Annotated in this window: 21 protein-coding genes; 20 read left to right on the top strand and 1 reads right to left on the bottom strand. The window is 40.5% G+C overall.

Annotated features, from left to right (window positions below; translation table 11 throughout):
• Position 1: 1 nt before the first annotated feature.
• From rsmG to Q91_RS11090, 19 genes are all read left to right on the top strand, one after another.
• Positions 2–625, top strand: a complete 624-nt coding sequence (rsmG, locus tag Q91_RS11180; protein ID WP_015007016.1) for a 16S rRNA (guanine(527)-N(7))-methyltransferase RsmG — start codon at positions 2–4, stop codon at positions 623–625.
• 33 nt (positions 626–658) lie between these two features.
• Positions 659–1423, top strand: coding sequence for a ParA family protein (locus Q91_RS11175; protein WP_015007015.1), 765 nt, complete (start codon positions 659–661; stop codon positions 1421–1423).
• 9 nt (positions 1424–1432) lie between these two features.
• Positions 1433–2281, top strand: coding sequence for a ParB/RepB/Spo0J family partition protein (locus Q91_RS11170; protein WP_015007014.1), 849 nt, complete (start codon positions 1433–1435; stop codon positions 2279–2281).
• A 61-nt stretch (positions 2282–2342) separates the two neighbouring features.
• A complete protein-coding gene (locus Q91_RS11165) occupies positions 2343–2705 on the top strand; it encodes an ATP synthase subunit I (RefSeq protein ID WP_015007013.1) in 363 nt (120 codons plus the stop codon).
• Between the two features lie 10 nt (positions 2706–2715).
• Positions 2716–3540 (top strand): F0F1 ATP synthase subunit A, encoded by an 825-nt coding sequence (atpB, locus tag Q91_RS11160; protein ID WP_015007012.1) that lies wholly within the window; start codon positions 2716–2718, stop codon positions 3538–3540.
• A 38-nt stretch (positions 3541–3578) separates the two neighbouring features.
• Positions 3579–3815, top strand: coding sequence for a F0F1 ATP synthase subunit C (atpE, locus tag Q91_RS11155; protein WP_015007011.1), 237 nt, complete (start codon positions 3579–3581; stop codon positions 3813–3815).
• 36 nt (positions 3816–3851) lie between these two features.
• A complete protein-coding gene (locus Q91_RS11150; protein ID WP_015007010.1) occupies positions 3852–4331 on the top strand; it encodes a F0F1 ATP synthase subunit B in 480 nt (159 codons plus the stop codon).
• Positions 4331–4864: a F0F1 ATP synthase subunit delta gene (locus Q91_RS11145; protein WP_015007009.1), complete on the top strand. Its 534-nt coding sequence runs from the start codon at positions 4331–4333 to the stop codon at positions 4862–4864. The genes Q91_RS11150 and Q91_RS11145 overlap by 1 nt, the downstream gene beginning before the upstream one ends.
• A 14-nt stretch (positions 4865–4878) precedes the next feature.
• A complete protein-coding gene (atpA, locus tag Q91_RS11140) occupies positions 4879–6420 on the top strand; it encodes a F0F1 ATP synthase subunit alpha (protein ID WP_015007008.1) in 1542 nt (513 codons plus the stop codon).
• A 12-nt stretch (positions 6421–6432) separates the two neighbouring features.
• Complete coding sequence (atpG, locus tag Q91_RS11135; protein WP_015007007.1) at positions 6433–7296, top strand: F0F1 ATP synthase subunit gamma; 864 nt, start codon at positions 6433–6435, stop codon at positions 7294–7296.
• A gap of 33 nt (positions 7297–7329) precedes the next feature.
• The gene (gene atpD, locus Q91_RS11130; RefSeq protein WP_015007006.1) at positions 7330–8712 is read left to right on the top strand and encodes a F0F1 ATP synthase subunit beta; all 1383 of its coding nucleotides are present in this window, start codon (positions 7330–7332) and stop codon (positions 8710–8712) included.
• A 14-nt stretch (positions 8713–8726) separates the two neighbouring features.
• Positions 8727–9143 carry a F0F1 ATP synthase subunit epsilon gene (locus tag Q91_RS11125; protein WP_015007005.1) on the top strand — a complete coding sequence of 139 codons (417 nt, stop codon included), beginning with the start codon at positions 8727–8729 and terminating at the stop codon, positions 9141–9143.
• Between the two features lie 133 nt (positions 9144–9276).
• The gene (glmU, locus tag Q91_RS11120; protein WP_015007004.1) at positions 9277–10635 is read left to right on the top strand and encodes a bifunctional UDP-N-acetylglucosamine diphosphorylase/glucosamine-1-phosphate N-acetyltransferase GlmU; all 1359 of its coding nucleotides are present in this window, start codon (positions 9277–9279) and stop codon (positions 10633–10635) included.
• Positions 10636–10645: 10 nt separating this feature from the next.
• Positions 10646–12475, top strand: a complete 1830-nt coding sequence (glmS, locus tag Q91_RS11115; protein WP_015007003.1) for a glutamine--fructose-6-phosphate transaminase (isomerizing) — start codon at positions 10646–10648, stop codon at positions 12473–12475.
• Between the two features lie 150 nt (positions 12476–12625).
• A complete protein-coding gene (locus Q91_RS11110) occupies positions 12626–14326 on the top strand; it encodes a DUF1302 domain-containing protein (RefSeq protein ID WP_015007002.1) in 1701 nt (566 codons plus the stop codon).
• A 63-nt stretch (positions 14327–14389) separates the two neighbouring features.
• Entirely contained in the window at positions 14390–15850 is a 1461-nt protein-coding gene (locus Q91_RS11105; RefSeq protein WP_015007001.1) for a DUF1329 domain-containing protein, read from the top strand.
• Between the two features lie 89 nt (positions 15851–15939).
• On the top strand, positions 15940–16908 hold the full coding sequence (locus tag Q91_RS11100; protein ID WP_015007000.1) for a YCF48-related protein: 969 nt from the start codon (positions 15940–15942) through the stop codon (positions 16906–16908).
• The gene (locus Q91_RS11095; protein WP_015006999.1) at positions 16908–19277 is read left to right on the top strand and encodes an RND family transporter; all 2370 of its coding nucleotides are present in this window, start codon (positions 16908–16910) and stop codon (positions 19275–19277) included. Before Q91_RS11100 ends, Q91_RS11095 begins: the two co-directional genes overlap by 1 nt.
• A 63-nt stretch (positions 19278–19340) precedes the next feature.
• A complete protein-coding gene (locus Q91_RS11090; RefSeq protein WP_015006998.1) occupies positions 19341–20591 on the top strand; it encodes an aromatic ring-hydroxylating dioxygenase subunit alpha in 1251 nt (416 codons plus the stop codon).
• A gap of 111 nt (positions 20592–20702) precedes the next feature.
• On the opposite strand, the gene Q91_RS11085 is transcribed toward Q91_RS11090, so the two are convergent.
• The gene (locus Q91_RS11085) at positions 20703–21551 is read right to left on the bottom strand and encodes an alpha/beta fold hydrolase (protein ID WP_015006997.1); all 849 of its coding nucleotides are present in this window, start codon (positions 21549–21551) and stop codon (positions 20703–20705) included.
• 196 nt (positions 21552–21747) lie between these two features.
• Between Q91_RS11085 and Q91_RS11080 the strand changes: the two genes are divergently transcribed.
• Complete coding sequence (locus tag Q91_RS11080; RefSeq protein ID WP_015006996.1) at positions 21748–22950, top strand: alkane 1-monooxygenase; 1203 nt, start codon at positions 21748–21750, stop codon at positions 22948–22950.
• Positions 22951–22976 lie beyond the last annotated feature (26 nt).

Genomic DNA, 22976 nt, shown 5'->3' with positions numbered 1-22976 from the left:
GATGTTTAATGAAGCGCATAGGCTCCAATTAGAAAAAGGGCTTGCAGAAATGAAGATAGAGTTACCTTCGCAAAGCATTGCTAAAATGATTGATTTTCTCCGTATGATGGTGAAGTGGAATAAGGTATATAACCTATCTGCAATTAGAGAGCCCGAGCAAATGGTGAATATGCATTTATTGGATAGTTTAGCAGTGTTACCTTTCTTACACGGAAAACGTTGTATTGATGTAGGCACTGGGGCTGGATTACCTGGTATCCCGCTAGCGATTGCAAGGCCAGATATGCAGTTTGCACTACTTGATAGCAACTCAAAGAAAACGCGTTTTATTCAGCAAGCATGTATTGAGTTAGGGTTGGATCATGTGTCGGTTCTAAACGAGCGTATTGAAGAGTATCAGCCAGAACAAAAATTTGATACGGTAACCGCACGGGCATTTACCTCAATGCCAAATTTATTAGTAAAGACACGTCATCTATTAGCGCTAGGGGGTAGATTGCTAGCGATGAAATCAAAAGAAACGAAGGCGGTAGATAGTAAAGGGTTTCAGTTCAGTTGTGTAGAATCTCTAGTAATACCTGAACTCGAAGTGACGCGAAATCTTGTTATTTATACAGCTGTATAGTGGTATCAATATGATAAAGAAAGGTGTCTATTAGTGGCAAGAATAATAGCGGTTGCTAATCAAAAAGGTGGTGTGGGCAAAACAACGACAAGCATTAACTTGGCTGCATCTATGGCAGAACTTGGTCGGCGTGTTTTATTAGTTGATATGGATCCGCAAGGTAATGCGACTATGGGCAGTGGTGTTGATAAGCAAGATATCGAGCTGTCTTGTTATGATGTGCTATTGGAGGATTGCGATCCATTCCAAGCAGTAGTCAGTTCGCAAACAATTAAACATCAGGTGCTACCGAGCAATATGGACCTTGCAGGCGCCGAAGTTCATTTATTAGAGGCGGTTGACCGTGATCGCCGTTTAAAAAAAGCCATTGGTATATTAGCCGATAACTACGATTATATTTTTATTGACTGTCCTCCCTCGATGAACATGCTGACTATTAATGCGTTGGTTGCGGCTGATAGCGTATTGGTGCCTATGCAGTGTGAGTATTTTGCACTAGAAGGCTTGTCATCTTTAATGGATACATTAAAACAGGTGCAGGAAACCGTTAACAAAAATTTAAGTCTAGAAGGGCTTTTAAGGACGATGTTTGATGGGCGTAGCCGCCTGACTCGTGAAGTCAGTGAGCAGCTAACAGCGCACTTTTCAGATAGGTTATTTGAAACGATTGTGCCAAGAAATGTACGACTTGCCGAAGCGCCAAGTTTTGGCTTGCCCGCTATTCTTTACGATAAAAGTTCCCGCGGGGCGCAGGCTTATATGGATCTGGCGCGTGAACTAGACGAAAAACACTACTAGGATTTAAGAATGTCTACAAAGAAAAGAGGGTTGGGCCGCGGGTTAGATGCATTGTTGAGTCATCCAAAGGTAGGTGGTCATGCAAAGGAAACTAAAAAACTTCCAATAGATTTATTACAGCGTGGTAAATACCAACCAAGAACAGAGTTTGATCCGGTTCAACTGCAAGAGTTAGCCGATTCAATCAGTGCGCAAGGCATTATTCAGCCAATTGTTGTGCGGCCTATTAGTGGTAATAATTATGAAATTTTGGCCGGCGAACGACGCTGGCGTGCTGCGCAATTAGCCGGTCTGCAAGATGTTGAGGTAGTTATTAATGATGTAGATGATCGTGCTGCAATAGCCATTTCATTGATTGAAAATATTCAACGAGAAAATTTAAATATTCTGGATGAGTCAGAGGCTTTGCAGCGACTAATCAATGAGTTTGAGATGACGCATCAGCAGGCAGCGGATGCAGTAGGAAGATCAAGGGCAGCGGTCAGTAATTTATTGCGTTTATTAGAATTAGGCCAGGAGGCAAAAGAAAGCCTTCGAGCTGGAAAAATCGAAATGGGGCACGGAAGAGCGTTATTAGCATTAAATGAATCGCAACAATCAACCATGGTTAATAAAGTAGTGGTTGGTGGCTTGTCGGTGCGCGCAACAGAAGCAATGGTAAAGCGAGCGCTAAAAAGCGGCGAAGAAAAGAAAAATACTCTAGTGAAAGACCCTGACGTTGAAAGGCTGGAGCAAGATATATCAGAAAAACTAGGCGCTAAGGTGAAGATTAGTCACTCTAGTAAAGGGGATGGGAAGATAATAATTCAATTTTCATCATTGGATGAATTAGAGGGTGTGTTAGGTCATTTTAAATAAACTTGACTGTGAGGTGCAGCAAAAATTATAATGGGCGGCTGAATGCGATGGGCATTATAAAATGAAAGCTCAGTCTAAAATTGTTGTTTACCAGTTAGCTTTGATTTTCGTGGTTGCAATTACAGGGTATGCCTTGTATTCAGAACAGTTTGATTTAAAAGCAGTGTTGTACGGTGGATTTATATCGGTAACGGCATCTATAGTGATGGCGGTTAGGTTAAGTCAAGCAGTAAAAAGTGCGCAAAAAGGCAGTAAGCGCGGCGGATTTTATGTTTATTTAGGCGTGATAGAGCGATTATTGATTGCCATCGCGCTTTTTGGTGCGGGGCTTATGTGGTTTGAAATGAGTCCTGTTTATACAATGGTAGGGCTGGTTGTGGGTCAAGTAGGGTTTATACTTGGCGGATTTAGAGTGAAAGAATAAGAGAGAAACTATGGCAGGCGAAAACCTTACGTCATCAGAATATATTAAGCATCACTTAACCAATTTAACATATGGGCAGCACCCAGATGGGACTTGGGGTATAGCATCTGGACAAGAAGCAGCGAAAGAGATGGGCTTTTGGGCGGTCAATATAGATACGCTAGGTGTCTCTGTGATTTTAGGTTGTTTGTTTCTTTTTCTCTTTAGAAAAGCAGCTTCTGCACCAACAACAGGCGTGCCAACTGGCTGGCAAAACTTTGTTGAGATGGTATTAGAGTTTATTGATGGTAGCGTAAAAGATAGTTTTAACGGTAGAAATCCCGTTATTGCGCCACTTGCATTAACGATTTTTGTATGGATTGTGCTAATGAATACGATGGATCTAGTGCCTGTTGACTATATCCCACATTTAGGACAGCTTGTCGGTATTCCTTACCTTAAAGTGGTACCAACAACCGACCCGAATTTAACTTTCTCATTAGCGTTAGCTGTATTTTTTCTTACAATTTACTACAGCATCAAAGTTAAAGGCCCTGGTGGGTTCTTTGCTGAGTTGGCCTTCCACCCATTCCCTAAATATATGATGCCATTTAATTTGCTTTTAGAATTGATCGCATTGATTTCAAAGCCAATTTCACTAGCACTGCGTTTATTTGGAAATATGTATGCAGGTGAGATGATCTTTATTCTTATTGCTTTATTACCACTGGGTGTACAGTGGACGCTGTCATTGCCGTGGGCAATATTTCATATTTTAGTTGTTATATTACAAGCGTTTATATTTATGACGCTTACAATCGTGTACCTGAGTATGGCTCACGAAGAAAGTCATTAGTTTTTTATTAATTTTAGTAAACTCAATAGGAGAGAAAAATGGAAGATGTAGGTTTGATTTATTTAGCAGGTGCGTTATTAATGGGTATGGGTGCGATCGGCGCTGCAATTGGTATCAGCATGTTGGGTGGTCGTTTTATAGATGGTGCGGCTCGCCAACCTGAATTGATTCCTTTATTACGTACGCAGTTCTTTATTGTTGTAGGTCTAATTGATGCGGTTCCAATGATTGCTGTTGGTATTTCTATGTACATTCTGTTTGCGGTCGTTGGTTAAATTAAACGAAGATTAACCCTAAACTAAGGTTTAATAATGAATATTAATGCAACCCTAATAGGCCAAACGATAGCATTTTTTATGTTCGTTTGGTTCTGCATGAAATTTGTATGGCCGCCTTTAATGGCAGCTATGGAAGAGCGGAAAAGCAAAATTGCTGAAGGCCTAGCGGCGGGCGAACGTGGAAAAAAGGAACATGAATTAGCTGAAAAACGAGCTAAAGAAGTGTTGCAAGAAGCGCGCGCTGAAGCGTCAGATATCATTAATTTAGCAAATGTACGTGCTGGAGAAATGGTTGAAGAGGCAAAAAGCAAAGCAGTTGAAGAAGCCGTAAAAGTAAAAAAAGGCGCGGAAGCTGAGATTGAGCAAGAGATTGCTAGTGCACGTGAAGCACTTCGCCAGCAGGTATCTGTTTTAGCCGTATCAGCAGCAGAGAAAATTATTAAAAGCGAAATCGATGCGTCCAAGCACCAAGCTATCATTGACGATATCAGTGGCAAATTAGGTGCGGTTTAATGGCTGAGTTAGCAGCGCTTGCGAGACCTTATGCTGAAGCTGTGTTCTTAATGGCTGATGAAAAAGGTGAGCTTGACCAGTGGTCAAAAATGTTAGGTTTTTTAAATCTAGTCATGAGCGACGAACAAGTCAAGAAGCTAATAGATAACCCAAAATTATCCAAAAATGATCTAGAAAATGCCATGACGGGTATTTGTGAAGGTCAAATGGATGCTAGAGGGCTCAATTTCGTTAAGCTACTGACTAGAAACAATCGCTTGTCATTAACCAGCGAAATTACCAGCCAGTACGAAATTAAAAAAGCTGAAAAATGCGGAGAGCTTGGTGTAAAAGTAATATCAGCCTTTCCTATGACTGACGAAGATAAGGCTAAGTTAAGTGTGTCTTTATCGGACTCGTTCGGCAAAAAAGTAACGATTAACGTTGAAGAGGATTCAAGCTTAATAGGCGGCATGATAATTCGTGCTGGTGATAAAGTGATTGACGGCTCTTTAAATAGTCAGATTAAACAATTGGCTAATAAGCTAAAATAGCAAAGGTAAAAACGATGCAATTAAATCCATCCGAGATAAGTGATCTTATCAAGAAAAAAATCGAAAACTTCGATACAGACGTAGAAGCTAAAACAGAAGGCACAATCGTTTCTTTAACAGACGGCATTGCTCGAGTACATGGCTTATCAGATGCTATGCAAGGTGAGATGTTAGAGTTTCCTGGCAATACATTTGGTATGGCACTTAACCTTGAAAGAGACTCTGTAGGGGTTGTTATCATGGGCTCATACCTGCACCTTTCAGAGGGTGACAGTGTAAAATGTACTGGTCGAATTTTAGAAGTTCCAACTGGTGAGGCAATGCTAGGTCGTGTAGTTGATGCATTAGGTAGCCCAATTGACGGTAAAGGAGCCATTAATGCTGAGTCATCATCACCAGTAGAGCGAATTGCACCAGGTGTGATTGCCCGTCAATCAGTGGACGAACCAGTGCAAACAGGTTTGAAATCAATTGATGCAATGATTCCATTAGGTCGTGGCCAACGTGAATTAATTATCGGTGACAGACAAACTGGAAAAACAGCCATCGCTATTGATGCAATTATCAATCAAAAAGGCACAGGTATTAAGTGTATCTATGTTGCGATTGGACAAAAACAGTCTTCAATTGCAAATGTTGTTAGAAAACTTGAAGAGCATGGCGCGATGGATCACACAATTGTAGTCAATGCGGGTGCAGCTGATTCGCCAGCACTACAGTTTATTGCACCATACGCTGGTTGTGCAATGGGCGAGTATTTCCGTGATAAGGGCGAAGATGCGTTAATCATTTATGATGATTTAACAAAACAAGCATGGGCGTATCGTCAAATTTCATTATTACTTCGTCGTCCACCAGGACGTGAAGCATACCCAGGAGATGTCTTTTATCTTCACTCTAGACTATTAGAGCGTGCAGCTAGAATTAATGTTGAAGAAGTTGAGAGACTAACAGATGGTAAAGTTAAAGGTAAAACAGGCTCATTAACCGCCTTACCTATTATTGAAACTCAAGCTGGTGACGTTTCTGCATTTGTTCCTACCAACGTTATTTCTATTACTGATGGTCAAATTTTCTTAGAAACAGATTTATTTAATGCGGGTATTAGACCAGCGGTTAATGCTGGCTTGTCTGTCTCTCGTGTGGGCGGCGCAGCGCAAACTAAATCAGTTAAGAAGCTAGGCGGTGGTACACGTCTTGATTTGGCTCAGTATCGTGAATTGGCAGCCTTTGCACAGTTTGCATCAGATCTTGATGCGGCGACTAAAGCGCAAATTGATCGTGGAATTCGTGTGACTGAATTGATGAAACAAAATCAGTATGCGCCATTAAGTGTGCCTCAAATGTCGATTTCATTGTTTGCAGCTAATGAAGGTTTTATTGACGCAGTTGATGTTGATAAAGTACTAGATTTTGAAGCAGCTCTTCATGGTTTTATGGAAAGAGAAAAGGCTGATCTTGTTGCAGCAATTGGTGATGAAGGTCACTATAACGATGAGATTATTGCTGACTTGAAGTCTTCTATCGAAGAGTTTGTAAACACACAAACCTGGTAAGCGAGAAAAGCGATGGCAGTTGGAAAAGAAATTAAGACCAAGATTGCGAGTGTTCAAAGTACACAAAAAATAACACGCGCAATGGAAATGGTCGCCGCAAGTAAAATGCGTAAAACACAAGAGCGTGTTTTTGCGGCTCGTCCATATGCTAAAAAAATAGGGCAGGTTATACGTCATTTGGCTCAGGCTAGAACCGAATATAAGCACCCTTATTTGGCAGATAGAGAATGTAAGCGCGTTGGCATCATATTAATCAGCAGTGATCGTGGATTATGTGGTGGTTTGAACTCAAATTTATTTCGTAAGTTTGTAGGTCAGCTGAAAACCTGGGATGAAGAAGGTGTTGATGTTGTTATGGCATCAATCGGCTCTAAAGGCGAAGGGTTTTTAGGCCGGTTAGGTGGTAACGTTCTTGGCTCTGTGACTCATATCGGTGAGACACCATCGTTAGAAGACATCATTGGTGTTGTTAAAAGCATGTTAGATGAATATGACGAAGGTAATATTGATCGTTTTTATATAGCGCATAATGACTATGTAAACACAATGACTCAAACACCAGAAATCACTCAGCTACTGCCTGTATACACAGAAGAGTTAGATGATGAACTTACACATCATTGGGACTATATCTATGAACCAGATGCAAAAGAAGTATTGGATCAATTATTGGTTAGATACATCGAATCGTTGGTATACCAAGGGCTATTAGAAAATAATGCTTGTGAACAAGCAGCTCGAATGGTTGCTATGAAAAGTGCATCCGACAACGCAGGTACATTAATTGATGAATTGCAGCTGATTTATAACAAAGCAAGGCAAGCAGCAATTACACAAGAACTATCGGAAATCGTTGCTGGTGCAGCAGCGGTATAGAAAATTTTAAATTAAGAATATTGAGGAACTGATATGAGCTCAGGTGTTATCGTTCAAATTATTGGCGCGGTTGTTGACGTGGAATTTCCACGTGATGCTATACCGAAAGTATATGACGCACTCCTTGTAAAGGAAGTGGGTTTAACACTAGAAGTACAACAGCAGATTGGCGACGGTGTTGTTCGTACCATTGCTATGGGTACAACAGACGGTGTTAAAAGGGGCTTAGATGTAACGAATACTGGTGAAGCAATTCAAGTACCAGTAGGAACTAAAACATTAGGTCGTATTATGAATGTTCTAGGTGAACCGATTGATGAAAAAGGACCAATTGGTGAAGAAGAACGCTGGGGTATTCACCGTACAGCGCCTTCTTATGAAGAACAGGCAGCATCAAATGATATTTTAGAAACAGGTATTAAAGTTATTGACTTAGTTTGCCCGTTTGCAAAAGGTGGTAAAGTTGGTTTGTTTGGTGGTGCTGGTGTTGGTAAAACCGTTAATATGATGGAGTTGATCCGTAACATCGCGATTGAACATAGCGGCTATTCAGTATTTGCTGGTGTGGGTGAACGTACTCGTGAAGGAAACGATTTCTATCATGAAATGACCGATTCAAACGTTATTGATAAAGTATCGTTAGTTTACGGACAGATGAATGAGCCCCCAGGAAACAGATTACGTGTTGCTTTAACAGGCTTAACGATGGCTGAGAAATTTCGTGCAGACGGCAGTGATGTTTTATTGTTTATTGATAACATTTATCGTTACACATTAGCTGGAACAGAAGTGTCTGCGCTATTGGGACGTATGCCTTCAGCGGTGGGTTATCAACCTAACCTTGCCGAAGAAATGGGTGTATTCCAAGAACGTATTACATCAACTCGTGAAGGTTCAATTACCTCCATTCAAGCGGTTTATGTTCCTGCGGATGATTTAACAGATCCATCACCTGCAACGACATTTGCTCACTTGGATGCGACTGTTGTGTTATCACGTCAAATTGCTGAACTAGGTATTTACCCTGCTATTGACCCATTAGATTCTACAAGTCGTCAGTTAGACCCACTAGTGATTGGTGAAGAGCATTATCAAGTGGCTCGTGATGTTCAAGGTACGCTGCAACGTTATAAAGAATTAAGAGATATTATTGCTATTCTGGGTATGGATGAATTATCAGAAGAAGATAAATTATCGGTTGCTCGTGCACGTAAAATTCAACGTTTCTTATCACAACCATTCTTTGTGGCTGAGGTGTTTACAGGTTCACCTGGTAAATACGTTTCACTTAAAGATACTATTGCAGGTTTTAAAGGTATTATTGCAGGTGATTACGATCATATTCCTGAGCAAGCATTCTATATGTCAGGAACGATTGACGAAGTGATTGAAAAACACGCTAAGCAGGCAGCTTAAATTAAGGGGCTAAAATGAGCATGACAATTCATGTCGACATTGTAAGTGCAGAAGCTTCCATTTTTTCTGGATTGGCTGAAATGGTTTTCGCTCCGGGTGAATTGGGTGAACTGGGTATTGCGCCACGGCATGCACCACTTGTTACTCGACTTAAACCGGGTGAGGTTCGTGTGAATACTGGTAAAGTTGAGTTGGATTTCTTTATTTCAGGTGGTATTCTCGAGATTCAACCTCATCTAGTGACGGTTCTTGCTGATACTGCTGTTAGAGCGGATGACTTAGATGAAGCAAAAGCGTTGGCAGCTAAGAAACAAGCTGAAGAGGTATTAGCAAATAAAACATCTGATATCGATTTTGCTAAGGCTCAAGCAGAGTTAGCTGAAGCTGCAGCGCAGTTACAGGCGATAAGCCGGTTAAGGAAAACACGTTAAGCTTGGTTTAAATGAGTTTCTAAGCGAAGTTGCCGTTTGTGTAATAGATCGTTGGATATAAAAATAAAACCCGTCCATAGGCGGGTTTTTTTATACCTGTTAAACTAGGGCTTGATCTGGAAATATTATTAACATGAATATAAAAACCATCGTATTAGCCGCGGGCAAAGGCACGCGGATGAAGTCGAATAAAGCAAAAGTGTTGCATCAAATTGGTGGAAAACCAATGTTACAGCACGTTATTGAATCAGCTAGACCATTGAGCAGTGAGGTTGTTGTTGTTTATGGTCATGATGGCGAAGAGGTTAAAAAGAAACATTCGCAGTTTGATATTAATTGGGTTGAACAAACCGAACAATTGGGAACAGGCCATGCAGTCAAGCAGGCATCAAATAACATAGCTGAAGACGATATTGTATTAATTTTATATGGTGATGTGCCATTAATTAACAGCTCTACACTGCATAAGTTGATTACACACGTTGATACTAAGTCTATGTCTTTATTAACGGTAACACTTGAAAACCCAATGGGTTACGGGCGAATCGTTAGAGAGGGTAATAAGGTTTGTAAGATAGTTGAGCAGAAAGATGCGACTGATATTCAATTACAAATTACTGAGGTCAATACCGGCATTATGGCGGTTCACGGGAAGCATTTAGTAAACTGGTTGGGGAAATTAAATAATAGTAATGCTCAAGGAGAATATTACTTAACAGATATTATTGAAATGGCGGTTACTGAAGGTGTTAGCGTTAATACGGTACAGGCTTTAGATGAATTTGAAGTACAAGGTGTTAATTCAAAAATACAACTCAATGAACTTGAGAGATATTATCAACTGTGTAAGGCAGAAGCGTTAATGAACTTAGGTGCTACACTTGCAGATAAGTCGAGGATCGATGTCCGAGGTGAGTTGGCGTTAACTGGTAATGACGTTTATATAGATATCAATAATGTATTTATAGGGGAGATTAGCTTAGGTAGTAATGTACATATTGGACCAAATTGCGTGATTGAAAATGCAATTATTGCTGATAGTGTTGTCATAAAAGCTAATTCTGTATTAGAAAATTGTGTTGTCGGTGAAAATAGTACAATCGGCCCCTTTGCTCGACTTCGCCCTGGTGCAGAGCTGGCGAAAGGTGTGCATATCGGCAACTTTGTTGAAGTGAAAAAATCAACTATTGATGAGGGCTCAAAGGTAAACCACTTAAGTTATATTGGTGATGCTGAAATTGGTAAATTTGTCAATGTCGGCGCCGGTACCATTACATGTAATTACGACGGAGTTAATAAACATAAAACCACTATTAAAGATCGTGCGTTTATTGGCTCTGGCACACAACTAGTTGCCCCTATTACAGTAGAGGAAGGGGCTACTTTAGGTGCCGGAACAACATTGTCAAAAGATGCTCCCGCTAATGCCCTAACAGTGACTCGTGCAAAACAAATAACATTAAATGGCTGGAAGAAGCCGATGAAGGATTAAAAGGGCTTGTATGTGTGGAATAGTAGGAGCGGTATCACAACGAGATATCACAAATATTTTAGTAAAAGGCCTTCAAAGGCTGGAGTACCGTGGCTATGACTCGGCGGGCGTTTGTATCGTTACGGATAATGATGAACTCGAAAGGCGCCGCACCGTAGGCAAGGTAAAAAACCTTGAAGAGTTAATTGAGGCTCAGCCTTTATCGGGCTTTTGCGGTATTGCTCATACCCGCTGGGCAACGCATGGTGTTCCTTCAGAAACTAATGCACACCCGCATATGTGTGGTGACGTTGCACTGGTGCATAATGGCATTATTGAAAATTATGAAGTATTACGTAAGCAACAATTAGAAACAGGCCACCAATTTGATTCAGACACGGATACAGAAGTGATTGTTCATGCTGTGTCTGATGCATATAAAAAAACCAATGATTTGCTGGCTTCAGTTCAAAAAACGGTTAAGTCATTAGAGGGCGCCTATGCATTGGGCGTTGTTGAAAAAGGTAATAATGATCATTTAATAGCAGTAAGAAAAGGCAGTCCCTTGGTGATTGGTATTGGCAATAACGAACATTTTATTGCCTCTGATGTTTTTGCTTTGTTGGGAGAAGCAGAGCACTTTATTTATTTAGAAGATGGTGATGTGGCAGACATTACTTATAAGGGTGTGACGATATACGATGCCGAGGGCCGGCAGGTTAAGCGCAAAATTAATAAAACAAAATTACAAGTTAATGATGCTGGTATAGGGGAGTATGACCACTACATGCAAAAAGAAATTTTTGAGCAGGCAGCGGTACTTAAACAAACCCTTGAAGGACGTATCGCAAATGGGCGATTATTATCAGATTGTTTTGGCAAAGATGCTGAGGAGGCGTTCAGAAGCATTGAAGAAGTCCAAATTGTGGCCTGTGGAACTAGTTTTCATGCAGGGCTGGTAGCAAAGTACTGGTTTGAATCAGTGGCTGGCCTACCTTGTCATATCGAAGTGGCGAGTGAGTTTAGATACAGGCCGCATATTGTTATTAGGAAAACATTGTTTGTTACGATTTCACAATCAGGAGAAACAGCGGATACTCTGGCTGCTCTCCAAGCCTCCTCAGACATTGGTTATGCACATACATTAACGATTTGTAATGTTCCTGAAAGTTCATTAGTTAGAGAATCGGAATGGGCATTGATGACGAAAGCAGGGCCAGAAATAGGTGTGGCATCAACAAAAGCATTTACCACACAATTAACAGCCCTACTGTTGCTGGTGATTGCCTTAGGTAAGCACCATAAAATTGATGATAAAAAAGAGATAGAAATCGTCAGGCAATTAGAAGTATTACCAGAACAAGTGGCGGAAGTACTTCGTCTTGAGCCAGACATTATTGAGTTTGCAAAGCAGTTTAGTAATAAACACCATGCATTATTTTTGGGTCGTGGCGAGCAATACCCCGTTGCAATGGAAGGTGCCTTGAAGCTTAAAGAGATTTCTTATATCCATGCAGAAGCTTACCCAGCAGGTGAGTTAAAGCATGGGCCTTTAGCACTTGTTGATGACCAAATGCCGGTTGTTGCTGTGGCGCCAAACAATGATTTATTAGAAAAGCTGAAGTCCAACCTGCAAGAAGTGCAGGCTAGAGGGGGCGAGTTGTTTGTTTTTGCTGATACACATGCAATATTTGAAGAGGTAAAGGGGTTAAAAATTATTCGAGTATCAGAGATCAATGAAATAGTTGCTCCCATTATTTATACGGTACCGCTGCAATTATTGGCCTACCATGTCGCGGTTATTAAAGGAACCGATGTCGACCAACCGCGTAACCTTGCCAAATCAGTAACGGTTGAATAAGGAGTAAATAAAATCATGTAGTTAGAAAAAATAAAATTGATCAGCGTCAATTTTTTGAGAAAAATTTCTAACAGCTGCTCGTTCAAGCCTGTATGCTTTTTACAACACCAACATATAAAGGTGTAGTAAAAATTAAACAGGGGGAGTTTCATGAAGAAATCGATTATAAAATCGAGTGCAGGTGTTGCGCTAAGCTCGGCGTTATTATTGTCTCAAATAGGCACAGCACACGCTTTTAGTTTTCATAAAGGTGAGTTAAGAGGTTCTTTTGATACGGATGTAACGTATGGTATTTCAATGCGTACAGAAGATGCCGATAGTGATAATTTCGGCGCGCATGGTAATAGAATTTTTAAAGATGCTGGCGATGTGTTCAGTAATTCTATCCGTGGATCTAGTACATTAAGCTTAGAGTATGGCGATTATGGCATGCTGGCGCGAGGTAATTATTTTTATGACTATGCGTATGATAATGAAGATTTAGCTGACCAAGCGCATGATAAATTAGCGCGTGATTTGTCACTAACTGACTTAATGTTTTATGGCTATTTTGGTGATAATGATCAAGTTAACATAAGGGTTGGTAAGCAGGTTATTAGCTGGGGTGAGAATACCTTTATTCAAGGCTCAATTAATGATATTAATACTGTTGACGTAAACAAACTAAGACAGCCTGGGCTTGCACTTAAGGATGCATTTATTGGTACAAATGCTGCTTATGTTTCATGGAATATTGATGACGAGTGGTCTATTGAATCTTTCTACCTTTTTGAATTTGACCAAGTTCAATTAGATCCAGCAGGCTCATACTTTACTACCCTCGATGCAGTAGGTGCAGGCGGTGGTTTTGATACGGCAGGTGATGGTGTTGTCGGCGGTGTGGCCACAGGTGCAGCTAACCTACCTTTTGGTGCGCCTTCTGGAGCCTGTATTTCGCCTGATCAATTAGATGATTGCGGTCTAGTAGGTGGTTCTTTAGTAAGAGTGGGTGATAAGTTTGCTGAAGGTGGTCAATATGGTTTGGCAATTCGTAAATTCTTTCCAGAAGTATTTGGTGGAACAGAGCTCGCGTTGTATTACCAAAGTCTTCATGACCATACACCGATGATCTCAACATTTTACGGAACCGGTCAATTCTTTTTAGAATACGTAGAGAATATTGAGCGTATTGGTATGTCATTTAATACCAATATTTCTGGCTGGGCGATAGGCGGTGAGTACCACGTAAGAAAAGATGCGCCGATACAAATGACTGGTGGGGTGCTATCAGGATTAGGAGCAGCAGGCCCATTTCCAGCAGGCTTAGGACTATGTGGTACTTGTGCGGTAGGTGACGAGGTAACTGGATATGACTTCGTTGATAGGCATCAAATGCAAATGACCTTCCAACGTATTTGGGGTGTTGGCTTTATGGATGCAGATGCTAATAGCACCTTACTAGAAGTTGCGTATGGCTGGGTTGATGATTTGCCAACCAAAAATGAGCCGATTGTTGGTGGTGCCTTTAGATCAGTGTTTAATCCTCAAGTGACTGAGAGCTTTTGGGGCTTCCAAATTAAGCAAAGTCTTACTTATGAAGCAGCATTGTTTAATGTCGCATCCGTTTCTCCTTTTATCGCATTTAAATACGATGTTGAAGGTGTTTCCAATGAAATTGTTCCCCTATTTGTTGATGACCGAAAAGCGTTAACAATTGGTGCTAACTTTGGATACGGCGGGGGAACATGGACGGGTGGTGTTAGTTGGACTATGTTCGATGGCGGAAATGGCATGCTAAATCAAGCGGGTAGTCGCTTAAACGGCCGTACGGATCGTGATTTCATACAAGCAAATATTAGTTACTCATTCTAAATATTGTTAATTAAAATAATTTAAGAGAGTTTAAGAGAGTTTAAGAGAGTTTAAGGAGATAGGATGAAATTTTTAACATCAAGAACTAAAAAAACCATAGGCATTGTGCTGTCAGCGGCATTATTGCCCGGCATAGCTATGGCAAAGTTAACTGCCGAAGAAGAAGCGAAATTGGGCATTAATGATACTGAGTTAACCCCAATGGGGGCGGTGAGAGCCGGCAATGCTGAAGGTACAATTCCTGCGTGGAATAGTGAACCGATGCCGATACCTGCTGGAGGAACTGTTGATAGTTTGGCAGACCCCTTTGCAGACGAAAAACCATTATTTACCATTACCGCTCAAAACTACACAGAGCACATGGATAAATTAACGGCTGGCCAAATTGGTTTATTTAAGCAATATCCTGACAGCTATAAAATGCACGTATACCCTACTCACCGTACAGGTGCGTACGATAAATGGGTATACGATGCAACCATGGCGCAAGCAAAAAATGTTGAAATGTGTGATGAATATGCAACGGAATCAAAAGTTTGCTTAAAGAACAATATTGCTGGTGGCGGTATCCCGTTTCCGATTCCTAAATCAGGTGCAGAAGCAGCATATAACCACTTTTTTTCTTTCAAAGGGCTTGCAAATGACCGAATGATTAATGGTGCTTTAATCGATTCAAATGGAAACCGTACCGACGTGATTATTCGGCAGCGGACGATTTCTCCTTATTGGTTTTCAGCAGATTCAGAAATCAGAAGTGTTAAATGGTACAACCGTGATGGCATCGCTATGTTGTGTGACTCTTGGCAGGTTGAAAAACCACCGCGTTCATCAGGCTTAGTATTTGGTGGCTGTAACTATGTAAATGATTTTGATTTTCAAACTTATTTATATGTTCCAGGACAACGCCGTGTTCGTAAAGCACCGGAAATTGGTTTCCATGATAGCCCATCATTTGCGTCAGATGGTCAGCGAACAGTAGCCAGTCGTTGGATGCACTATTTTGGTGGTAAACATACCCGCTTTGATTATGCTAAACCTGTTAGAAAGGAAATATATGTTGCATACAACAATTACAAACTAGGTAATAAAGACTTGCCTTTTGATGAAATTTTTGGAGAAGAGCATATCAACCCAGAAGTTGTTCGATATGAGTTGCACCGTGTATGGGTTCTTGACTCGACATTAAAAGAAGGGCAGCGTCATCTTTATAAACGTCATACCGCTTATTTTGATGAAGATACTTGGTTAGGTGTCGCATTTGAAGCATATGATGCGAAAGATCGTTTATGGCGTGTGGGTGAGCAATACAATGCCTTCATTCCTGGACCAAATGTCGCAGGTCCATTAGGCGATATGCAAGTGGACTTGATTAATGGCCGATACACAACCTTCCCATACTGGCAGTACCAAGCAGGTAAAGAAATGGGCTTTGGTGGTCAGAAAGTGGTATCAAAAGAAGAAGATATTGGCTTCAACATTGACATTTTTACACCGCAAGGCTTAAGAAAGTTTGGCCGGAGATAAGAAGCGCAGCGTTGTTTTAAATGATTAGATTAAGACCGAGGCTAGACAGTTTAGCTTCGGTCTTTTTTTGAATTTTATAGGTAATAATTATGATGTTAAGAATTATTTTATGTCTAATGCTGTTGATGAGTGGTTCTGCGTTGGCGGAAACCCTTGCTAGACCAGCATTGGAGATGCCATTATCAACGAAAGCAATTTTCCTTGATTTAGATGTTAATGAAGATAAAGTTTTTGCCGTCGGAGAAAGAGGCATTATTTTAAGTTCGACTGATAGCGGAAAATCTTGGAAACAAATTAAGTCGCCAGTAGATGTCACGTTAACGGGGATATCATTTTCCTCAAAAACAACTGGTTGGATTGTTGGCCATGAATCGACTATTTTGCAAACAACAGATGGCGGAGAAACTTGGGTTATAAAGCGTTATAAACCGGAAGAAGAACGGTTTTATATGTCGGTAAACTTTGTCAGTCCTCAGCAGGGTTATGTATTAGGCACAGATGGAGAGCTATGGATAACCGAAGATGCGGGAGAAACGTGGAAATTGACGTTATTATCCGTAGAAGAATGGTATCAAAATCATCTCTTTGCCATCGAACAAATTACGGATACATCGCTGGTTGTTTCTGAACGTGGTGGAATTTTTTATTCAAAAGATAAATTTTCGAATTGGCAAGTTGTGCCTTCTCCTTATGAAGGCTCGTTTTTTGGTGTTAATAAATTAGCAAAGGATTTTGTGGTTTTTGGCATGAGTGGCAACTTATATTTGCTTGATTCTGAGACTTTAGAATGGAAAAAAATTAATAGTAAAACAGATCAGTTTTTATTGGGCTCAGCGATAACAGATGATGCTAAAAATCTTTTAGTCGTTGGACGTGGTGGGATTATTTTGGTGATTAATGACCAAGGTGAATTGGTGAATACAGTAGAAAGTAAGAGCCGGGCCGACTACACCGCGCTAACTATTCACGGTGAGAATGTTTATTTATCATCAATGTCGGGCGGTATTGAAAAAATGTCAATCAGTGAATTAACAAAATCAGACAGGGGTGGTAAATAATGAGTATTAAACATGAATCAACCTTAGTGCATAATATTTCTGATTTTATGGCAGATGCTTTATTGAAGCATCGTTTATTATTCTTAACTCTTGGTCTATTGGTAACAGTATTTTTATCCTATCAAGGGTTCAATCAACAGTTGTCTCCAGGGTTTGATAAGGCTATCCCCTTGTCACACCCGTACATGAAAACCTTCACAAATTACCGTGATGAATTTGGTGGCGCAAACCGTATTACCATTTTTGTAGAGAATAAAGATGGTGAGATGTTTACGCCCGAGTTTTTTACCGTGTTGGAAGGCATCACGTCTGAAGTCTTAGTGATGGATGGTATTGACGCGCGGACCGTAACCTCATTGTTTACTCCAAACGTTAACTATGTCGCTGTTAGTGAAGAAGGGTTTACGGGCTCAAGAATCGTAGCCGCCGACTTTATTGCAACACCTGAACGTATTGAAGAGGTTAAAAGTAATCTTTTTAAGTCTTCTGAAATAGGTAAAACAGTTGCGAAGGATCTATCGGGCGCTTTGGTGATTGCCGATTTGGTCGAAGTTGATCCGATTACAAAGGAAAAAATTGACTATGAGTTGTTTGCTGAAAAATTAGACAAAATCAGAGCGACTTATGAAACAGAAGAAACCGCTATTCATATTATTGGTTTTGCGCCATTCATAGGCGATGTGATTGATGGTGCAGAAGGCGTAATTAGCTTTTTTGTTATTACATTAATCATTACCTTTATTTTGCTACACTTTTTTGCAGGCTCAATGAAACTGGCGCTGGCAGTGATTGCGACAGCATTGATTTCTGTCAGTTGGCAGCTGGGGTTGGTCAAAATATTAGGTTACGGTGTTGACCCTATGTCAATACTGGTTCCGTTTTTAATTCTAGCTATCGGCGTTAGTCATGCAATTCAAATGACCAATGTTTGGCGGATTGGCGTTGTTAATGGCGAAGATTCGGTCGGTGCGGCACGTCATGCTTTTTATAAGTTATTTATACCGGGTGCTACAGCACTAGTTTCAGATGCAGTAGGTTTTGGCGTTATTGTCTTGATTGATATTCCTATCATTAGAGAGCTTGGAATAATCGCTAGTATTGGGGTAGCGGTGATGCTGTTAACCAATAAAATCATGCTGCCTATTTTATTGTCGTATATTAAATTGACTGATAAGGAATTAAAAAGGGCTGAAGGAAGTATTAAAGGCGCTGACCATTCTTTTTGGGCAATGCTCTCAAAGTTAACAGATAGACGGTATGCAACAATTGTATTGGTGTTTGCCTTTGGCCTGAGTGTTTACACTTTATCAGTTCAAGATCAATTGATTGTCGGCGATGTTGAAGCAGGTGCACCTGAGTTCTGGCCAGATTCTCAATATAATTTGGATGCTAATGCGATACAGGAAAATTTTTCTGTCGGCTTGGATGAATTGGTGATCTTAGCAAAAGCCGATCAAAAAGGTTCGTGTGTTAATTTCAGTATTATGCAAACGATCGATGACTTTGTTTGGCAGATGCAAAATGTTGAAGGCGTGCAGTCTGTTAAGGCTCTGTCTCAAGTGATTCGTGAGCGTAATATTGGTAACTACGAAGCGAACCCTAAGTTTTTGGGTATCCCACGGAATGAGAAAATGATATCGGCTAATATCTACAGAGTAGAGATGTCTCAGGCATTATTTTCAAATGATTGTACGATTATGCCGGTAACAATTTATCTTACAGACCATCGAGCGCAAACATTAGACCGTGTAATGGATGCAGTCAAAAATTTCAGAGAGCTCAATACAAATGAGCATGTCGACTTTGTACCTGCGATGGGTAATGCAGGCATCATGGCGGCAACAAATGAAATTGTGGCTAAAGCGCAAGCTCGAATAGAACTTATTTTGTTTGCGGCAGTGGGTATTTTCTGCTTTGTAACATTTATGTCTATTAGGGCAACAATATGTATTGTTGTACCCTTGGCTCTAGTTGCTTATTTAGCAAACGTTGTCATGGTTTATTTAGGGATAGGTTTGAAAGTATCTACCTTGCCTGTATTAGCAATGGGTGTTGGCGTAGGGGTTGATTACGGCATCTATTTGTTCGCACGGATGAGGGCTCACATGACAATGGGAGAGTCGTTACAGAAATCGTATTATGAATCGTTAAAAGAGGTGGGAACAGGAGTTGTCTTTACATCAGTGACGATGACGATTGGTGTGGCAACTTGGTACTTCTCAGATCTTAAGTTTCAGGCAGATATGGGTATCTTGTTAGCGTATATGTTCTTCGTGAATATGTTGGGCGCTATTATTCTTATTCCGGCGCTGGCAAGTTTCATTTATCCGCTTAAAGACAGAGAAGGAACGGTGCAAGAAAGTAACTAAAAATGCTAGCGGCAGAAGGTTCTAAAGCCTTATTCTTCAATAGCTTAATAAAGGAGTATTCTTATGAGAAGTATGCTTGATCGTTTAAAGTGGCCTGCAGATGCAGGTTGTACGGCGGTGCCTTATTGGGTGTTTAATAATCAAGAAGTTTACGACCTTGAGCAGGAGAAAATTTATAATGGCCCAACGTGGAATTTTTTAGCCGCTGATGCAGAGTTGCCAGAAAAAGGTAGCTTCAAATCAACCTATATTGGTGATACCCCTGTTGTGGTTACCCGTGGGCAAGATGATGAAATCTATGCTTGGGTTAACCGTTGTGCTCACCGTGGCGCTGAGATTTGTCGAGAGCGTCACGGTAAGTCTGAAGATGGCGCATACACCTGCGTATATCACCAGTGGGCTTATGATGCGAAGGGTGACCTTCATGGGGTCCCCTTCCAGCGTGGACTCGCTGGCAAAGGTGGCATGCCAAAAGACTTTGATAAGAAAAAGCACGGTCTACGTAAGGTCCGTGTGGTTAATTACCATGGTGCGATTTTTGGTACCTTTAGTGATGATACGCCGGATATTGAAGAATATATGGGCGATGATGTTAGCTACCATATGCGTCGACTCTTAAATAAGCCGATAGAAATACTCGGTACAACTCGGCAGTATATTAAAGGGAACTGGAAGTTCTACGCTGAAAACACCAAAGACCCTTATCATGCAAGTTTATTGCATCTCTTTCATGCAACTTTTGGGCTGTATCGATCGTCTCAACAAGGTGAATCAATCGTTAATAATAAAGTTCACTGCTTAATTTGGGTTAAGAGTTCAGAGGAAAAGAAAAGTGCTCTGGACGATGTTAAGAAAGAGAACCTTAGAACGATGCAGCAAGGAAATTATGCATTAGCAGATGAGTCTTTACTAGCAGGCCAGCAGGAGTTTGAAGACGGACATAGCTTGGATATATTATCGATGTTTCCTTCGTTAGTGCTGCAGCAAATTCAAAATACCCTCGCTTTTCGTCAGATCTTACCGAAAGGTAAGGATGAATTTGAGTTAGTCTGGACTTACTTTGGTTATAAAGACGACACTGAAGAGCTTAGAAATATTCGTTTAAAGCAATCTAACCTTATTGGACCTGCTGGACTTATCTCAATGGAAGATGGTGAATCAACAGAGCTATGTCAAAAAGCGATAGTTCGGGATGGGGAATACACTAGCGTGATAGAGATGGATGGTAAAGAGCCTGAAGGAGCAAAGCATCTAGTCACGGAAGGAATGATTCGTTCAATGTGGCAAGGGTATCGAGAGATGATGGGCTTTTAAGTATTGAATAAAATGAAGAGGTATGAATTCTAAAACAATAAAGCCCAGATGAAAGTCTGGGCTTTATTGTTTAATTAAACGTGTGTTTAATTGATGTTATGAGAGTGGGGGTTAGTCATCAAACATGCCGTCGAAGAATAGTTTAGTTAAATTATTAAATGCTTTTTTCTTTTCAATTTGAATCCAGTGGCCGCAATGGTCAAAGACATGCAACTGCGCATTAGGGATTCTATCTATTAAATGATATGCATTATTCAGAGGAATAAAAAAATCTTCTCGGGCATGGGTGACCAGCATTTGGTGGGAAATATTATTTAACTCGTCGTCTGATAAAACAAACGCATCAATACCTTTTTTTGTACCACCGCTAAACATGGCTTCAAACTGAAGGCGTACTTCATCTTTCATAACGTTATCGAAGCGTTGAGCAGCAATGCTAGCGATATCATTGCCAAGTAAACTCGGGTCAAAAAGAAATTTAGTAATTAAGTATTCTAAAGCCTCTTTGGAAGGGTCTTTATAAAACTCCCACCCTTTAGTGAGGCCTTCGGTAGGGGCAAATGGAGCACCTACTGGACCCATAAGAACTGCTTTTTTAAAGCGTTCAGGGTGCCTGTTCAGTAAATGAAGGGTAACGCCACCGCCCATGGAATTGCCGACAATATGTGTTTGCTCAATCCCTTTAGCATCTAATAAATCTATTTGTTGCTGCACCCAAATATCAATCCAGTGGCTGGTTCCATTGGGTGGGCAGTTATGTTGGCTAAGGCCAAAACCTGCAATATCTGGTGCAAGGCAATGGTAGTTCTCAGCTAGAAAAGGCAGTGCATATTGCCAGTTTGACATGGCGTTAGCACCAGGGCCAGAACCATGTAGCAATAAAATACTGGTGTCCTTATCGGTTCCTGCTTCATTTAAAAACGTATTAAAAGAACCGGTTTGGATGTTTGATGTTTGCATAGCATTCCTTATTTCTAAAAGTTTGGAGTTATAGTGTTTCTAAAGATAGTTAACAACGCTAGTTTAAGAGCAATAAGTTGTTTAAAGAAAAATTGTTACATTAAAAAATGATTATTTCTAACTAGCGTTCAGTTTGTTTAACTGGTTATAATCAATTGTATAAATAAATGCAAATTAATGAGATCCAGGAGAGAACATGTTTCCCAAAATGAATGCCCCAGATAGTATTAAAAGAAAAGTTAGTATAGTCGCTCGCTATACCACAATCCCTATATTGTTGTTTTCTACAACACCTGTTATTGCTCATTTTTTAGGTGGGGGGTATTGGTATTTGTTAACCCTTGCTGTATTTGGTATCTGTATGATACTTGACCCAATTGTAGGAGATGATCCTATTAATGCACCAGAAGAGATGGAAAAAGAATTAGAGGAAAGTTCTTTTTTTCGCTTTATGCTTTGGATTTATGTCCCGATACAGTTTCTAATTACTTTGTTTTGTTATTCATTGATAACAAATACGCCGATGGAAATGTTCACCGTGTTAGGTGTAAGCTATTACCCACTTAGCACAGCAGAAATGGTTTTCTTAGCCCTTTCCTTGGCCTTTGTTACGGCAACAGGTGCAACTCCAGGGCATGAGCTCTGTCATCATGGGAATCAGTTTGACCGTTTTATGGGTCAAGCCTTGATGACGCCAATTAGTATGGCTGATTTCTATGTTTATCATAATTTCCATCATCATATTCATGTAGCGACCCCACTAGATCCTGCAACGTCCCCATATGGTGAAAATTTTTGGAGGTTTGCACTTAGAAGTACAGTATTAAAGTCAATTACTGCATGGAAAGTAGAAGCGGAACGCCTTGGCCGAAAGGGGTCAAGTTGGATAAGTTTAGATAATAAAATGATAAAAATAACCATGGCACAAATCGCATGGTTTTCACTACTTGTTTATCTTTTTGGCTGGATTTCATTGCCGTTATTTATTATGCAATATCTTTTCCCAAGGCTGCTATTAGCCACAGCAGACTTTGCAGAACACTATGGTTTGATGCGTAAACAGCTTGAAGACGGTAGCTATGAAAAAGTAAGGGCAGAACATGCTTGGGATGACAGTATGATTATTAGTAGCTTTTTTATGTGCCAAATTGATCGGCATTCAGACCATCACGCGAATGTAGGGCGGCCTTATCAGATATTAAGGGTGATGGATAAGGCACCACGTTTACCATTAGGTTACCTAAATATCTTATTTGTAACGATGTTTCCTCCTTTATGGAGAAAAATCATGCATCCAATTATTGAAGAGTTTTATGACACAGCAGATATCGTGCCTTATGCATTGCCTAATACCTTGCCCGAGCGTTTTCTTGATAGAGCGGTTATAGCAGAGAAGTAGAGCGACAAATTAAGAAAGGAATAAAG

This window comes from Cycloclasticus sp. P1 (genome assembly GCF_000299965.1).
Classification (GTDB): Bacteria; Pseudomonadota; Gammaproteobacteria; order Methylococcales; family Cycloclasticaceae; genus Cycloclasticus; species Cycloclasticus pugetii.
The sequence above is the reverse complement of the archived record's forward strand: the minus strand, read 5'-3'. Positions and strand labels throughout refer to the sequence as shown.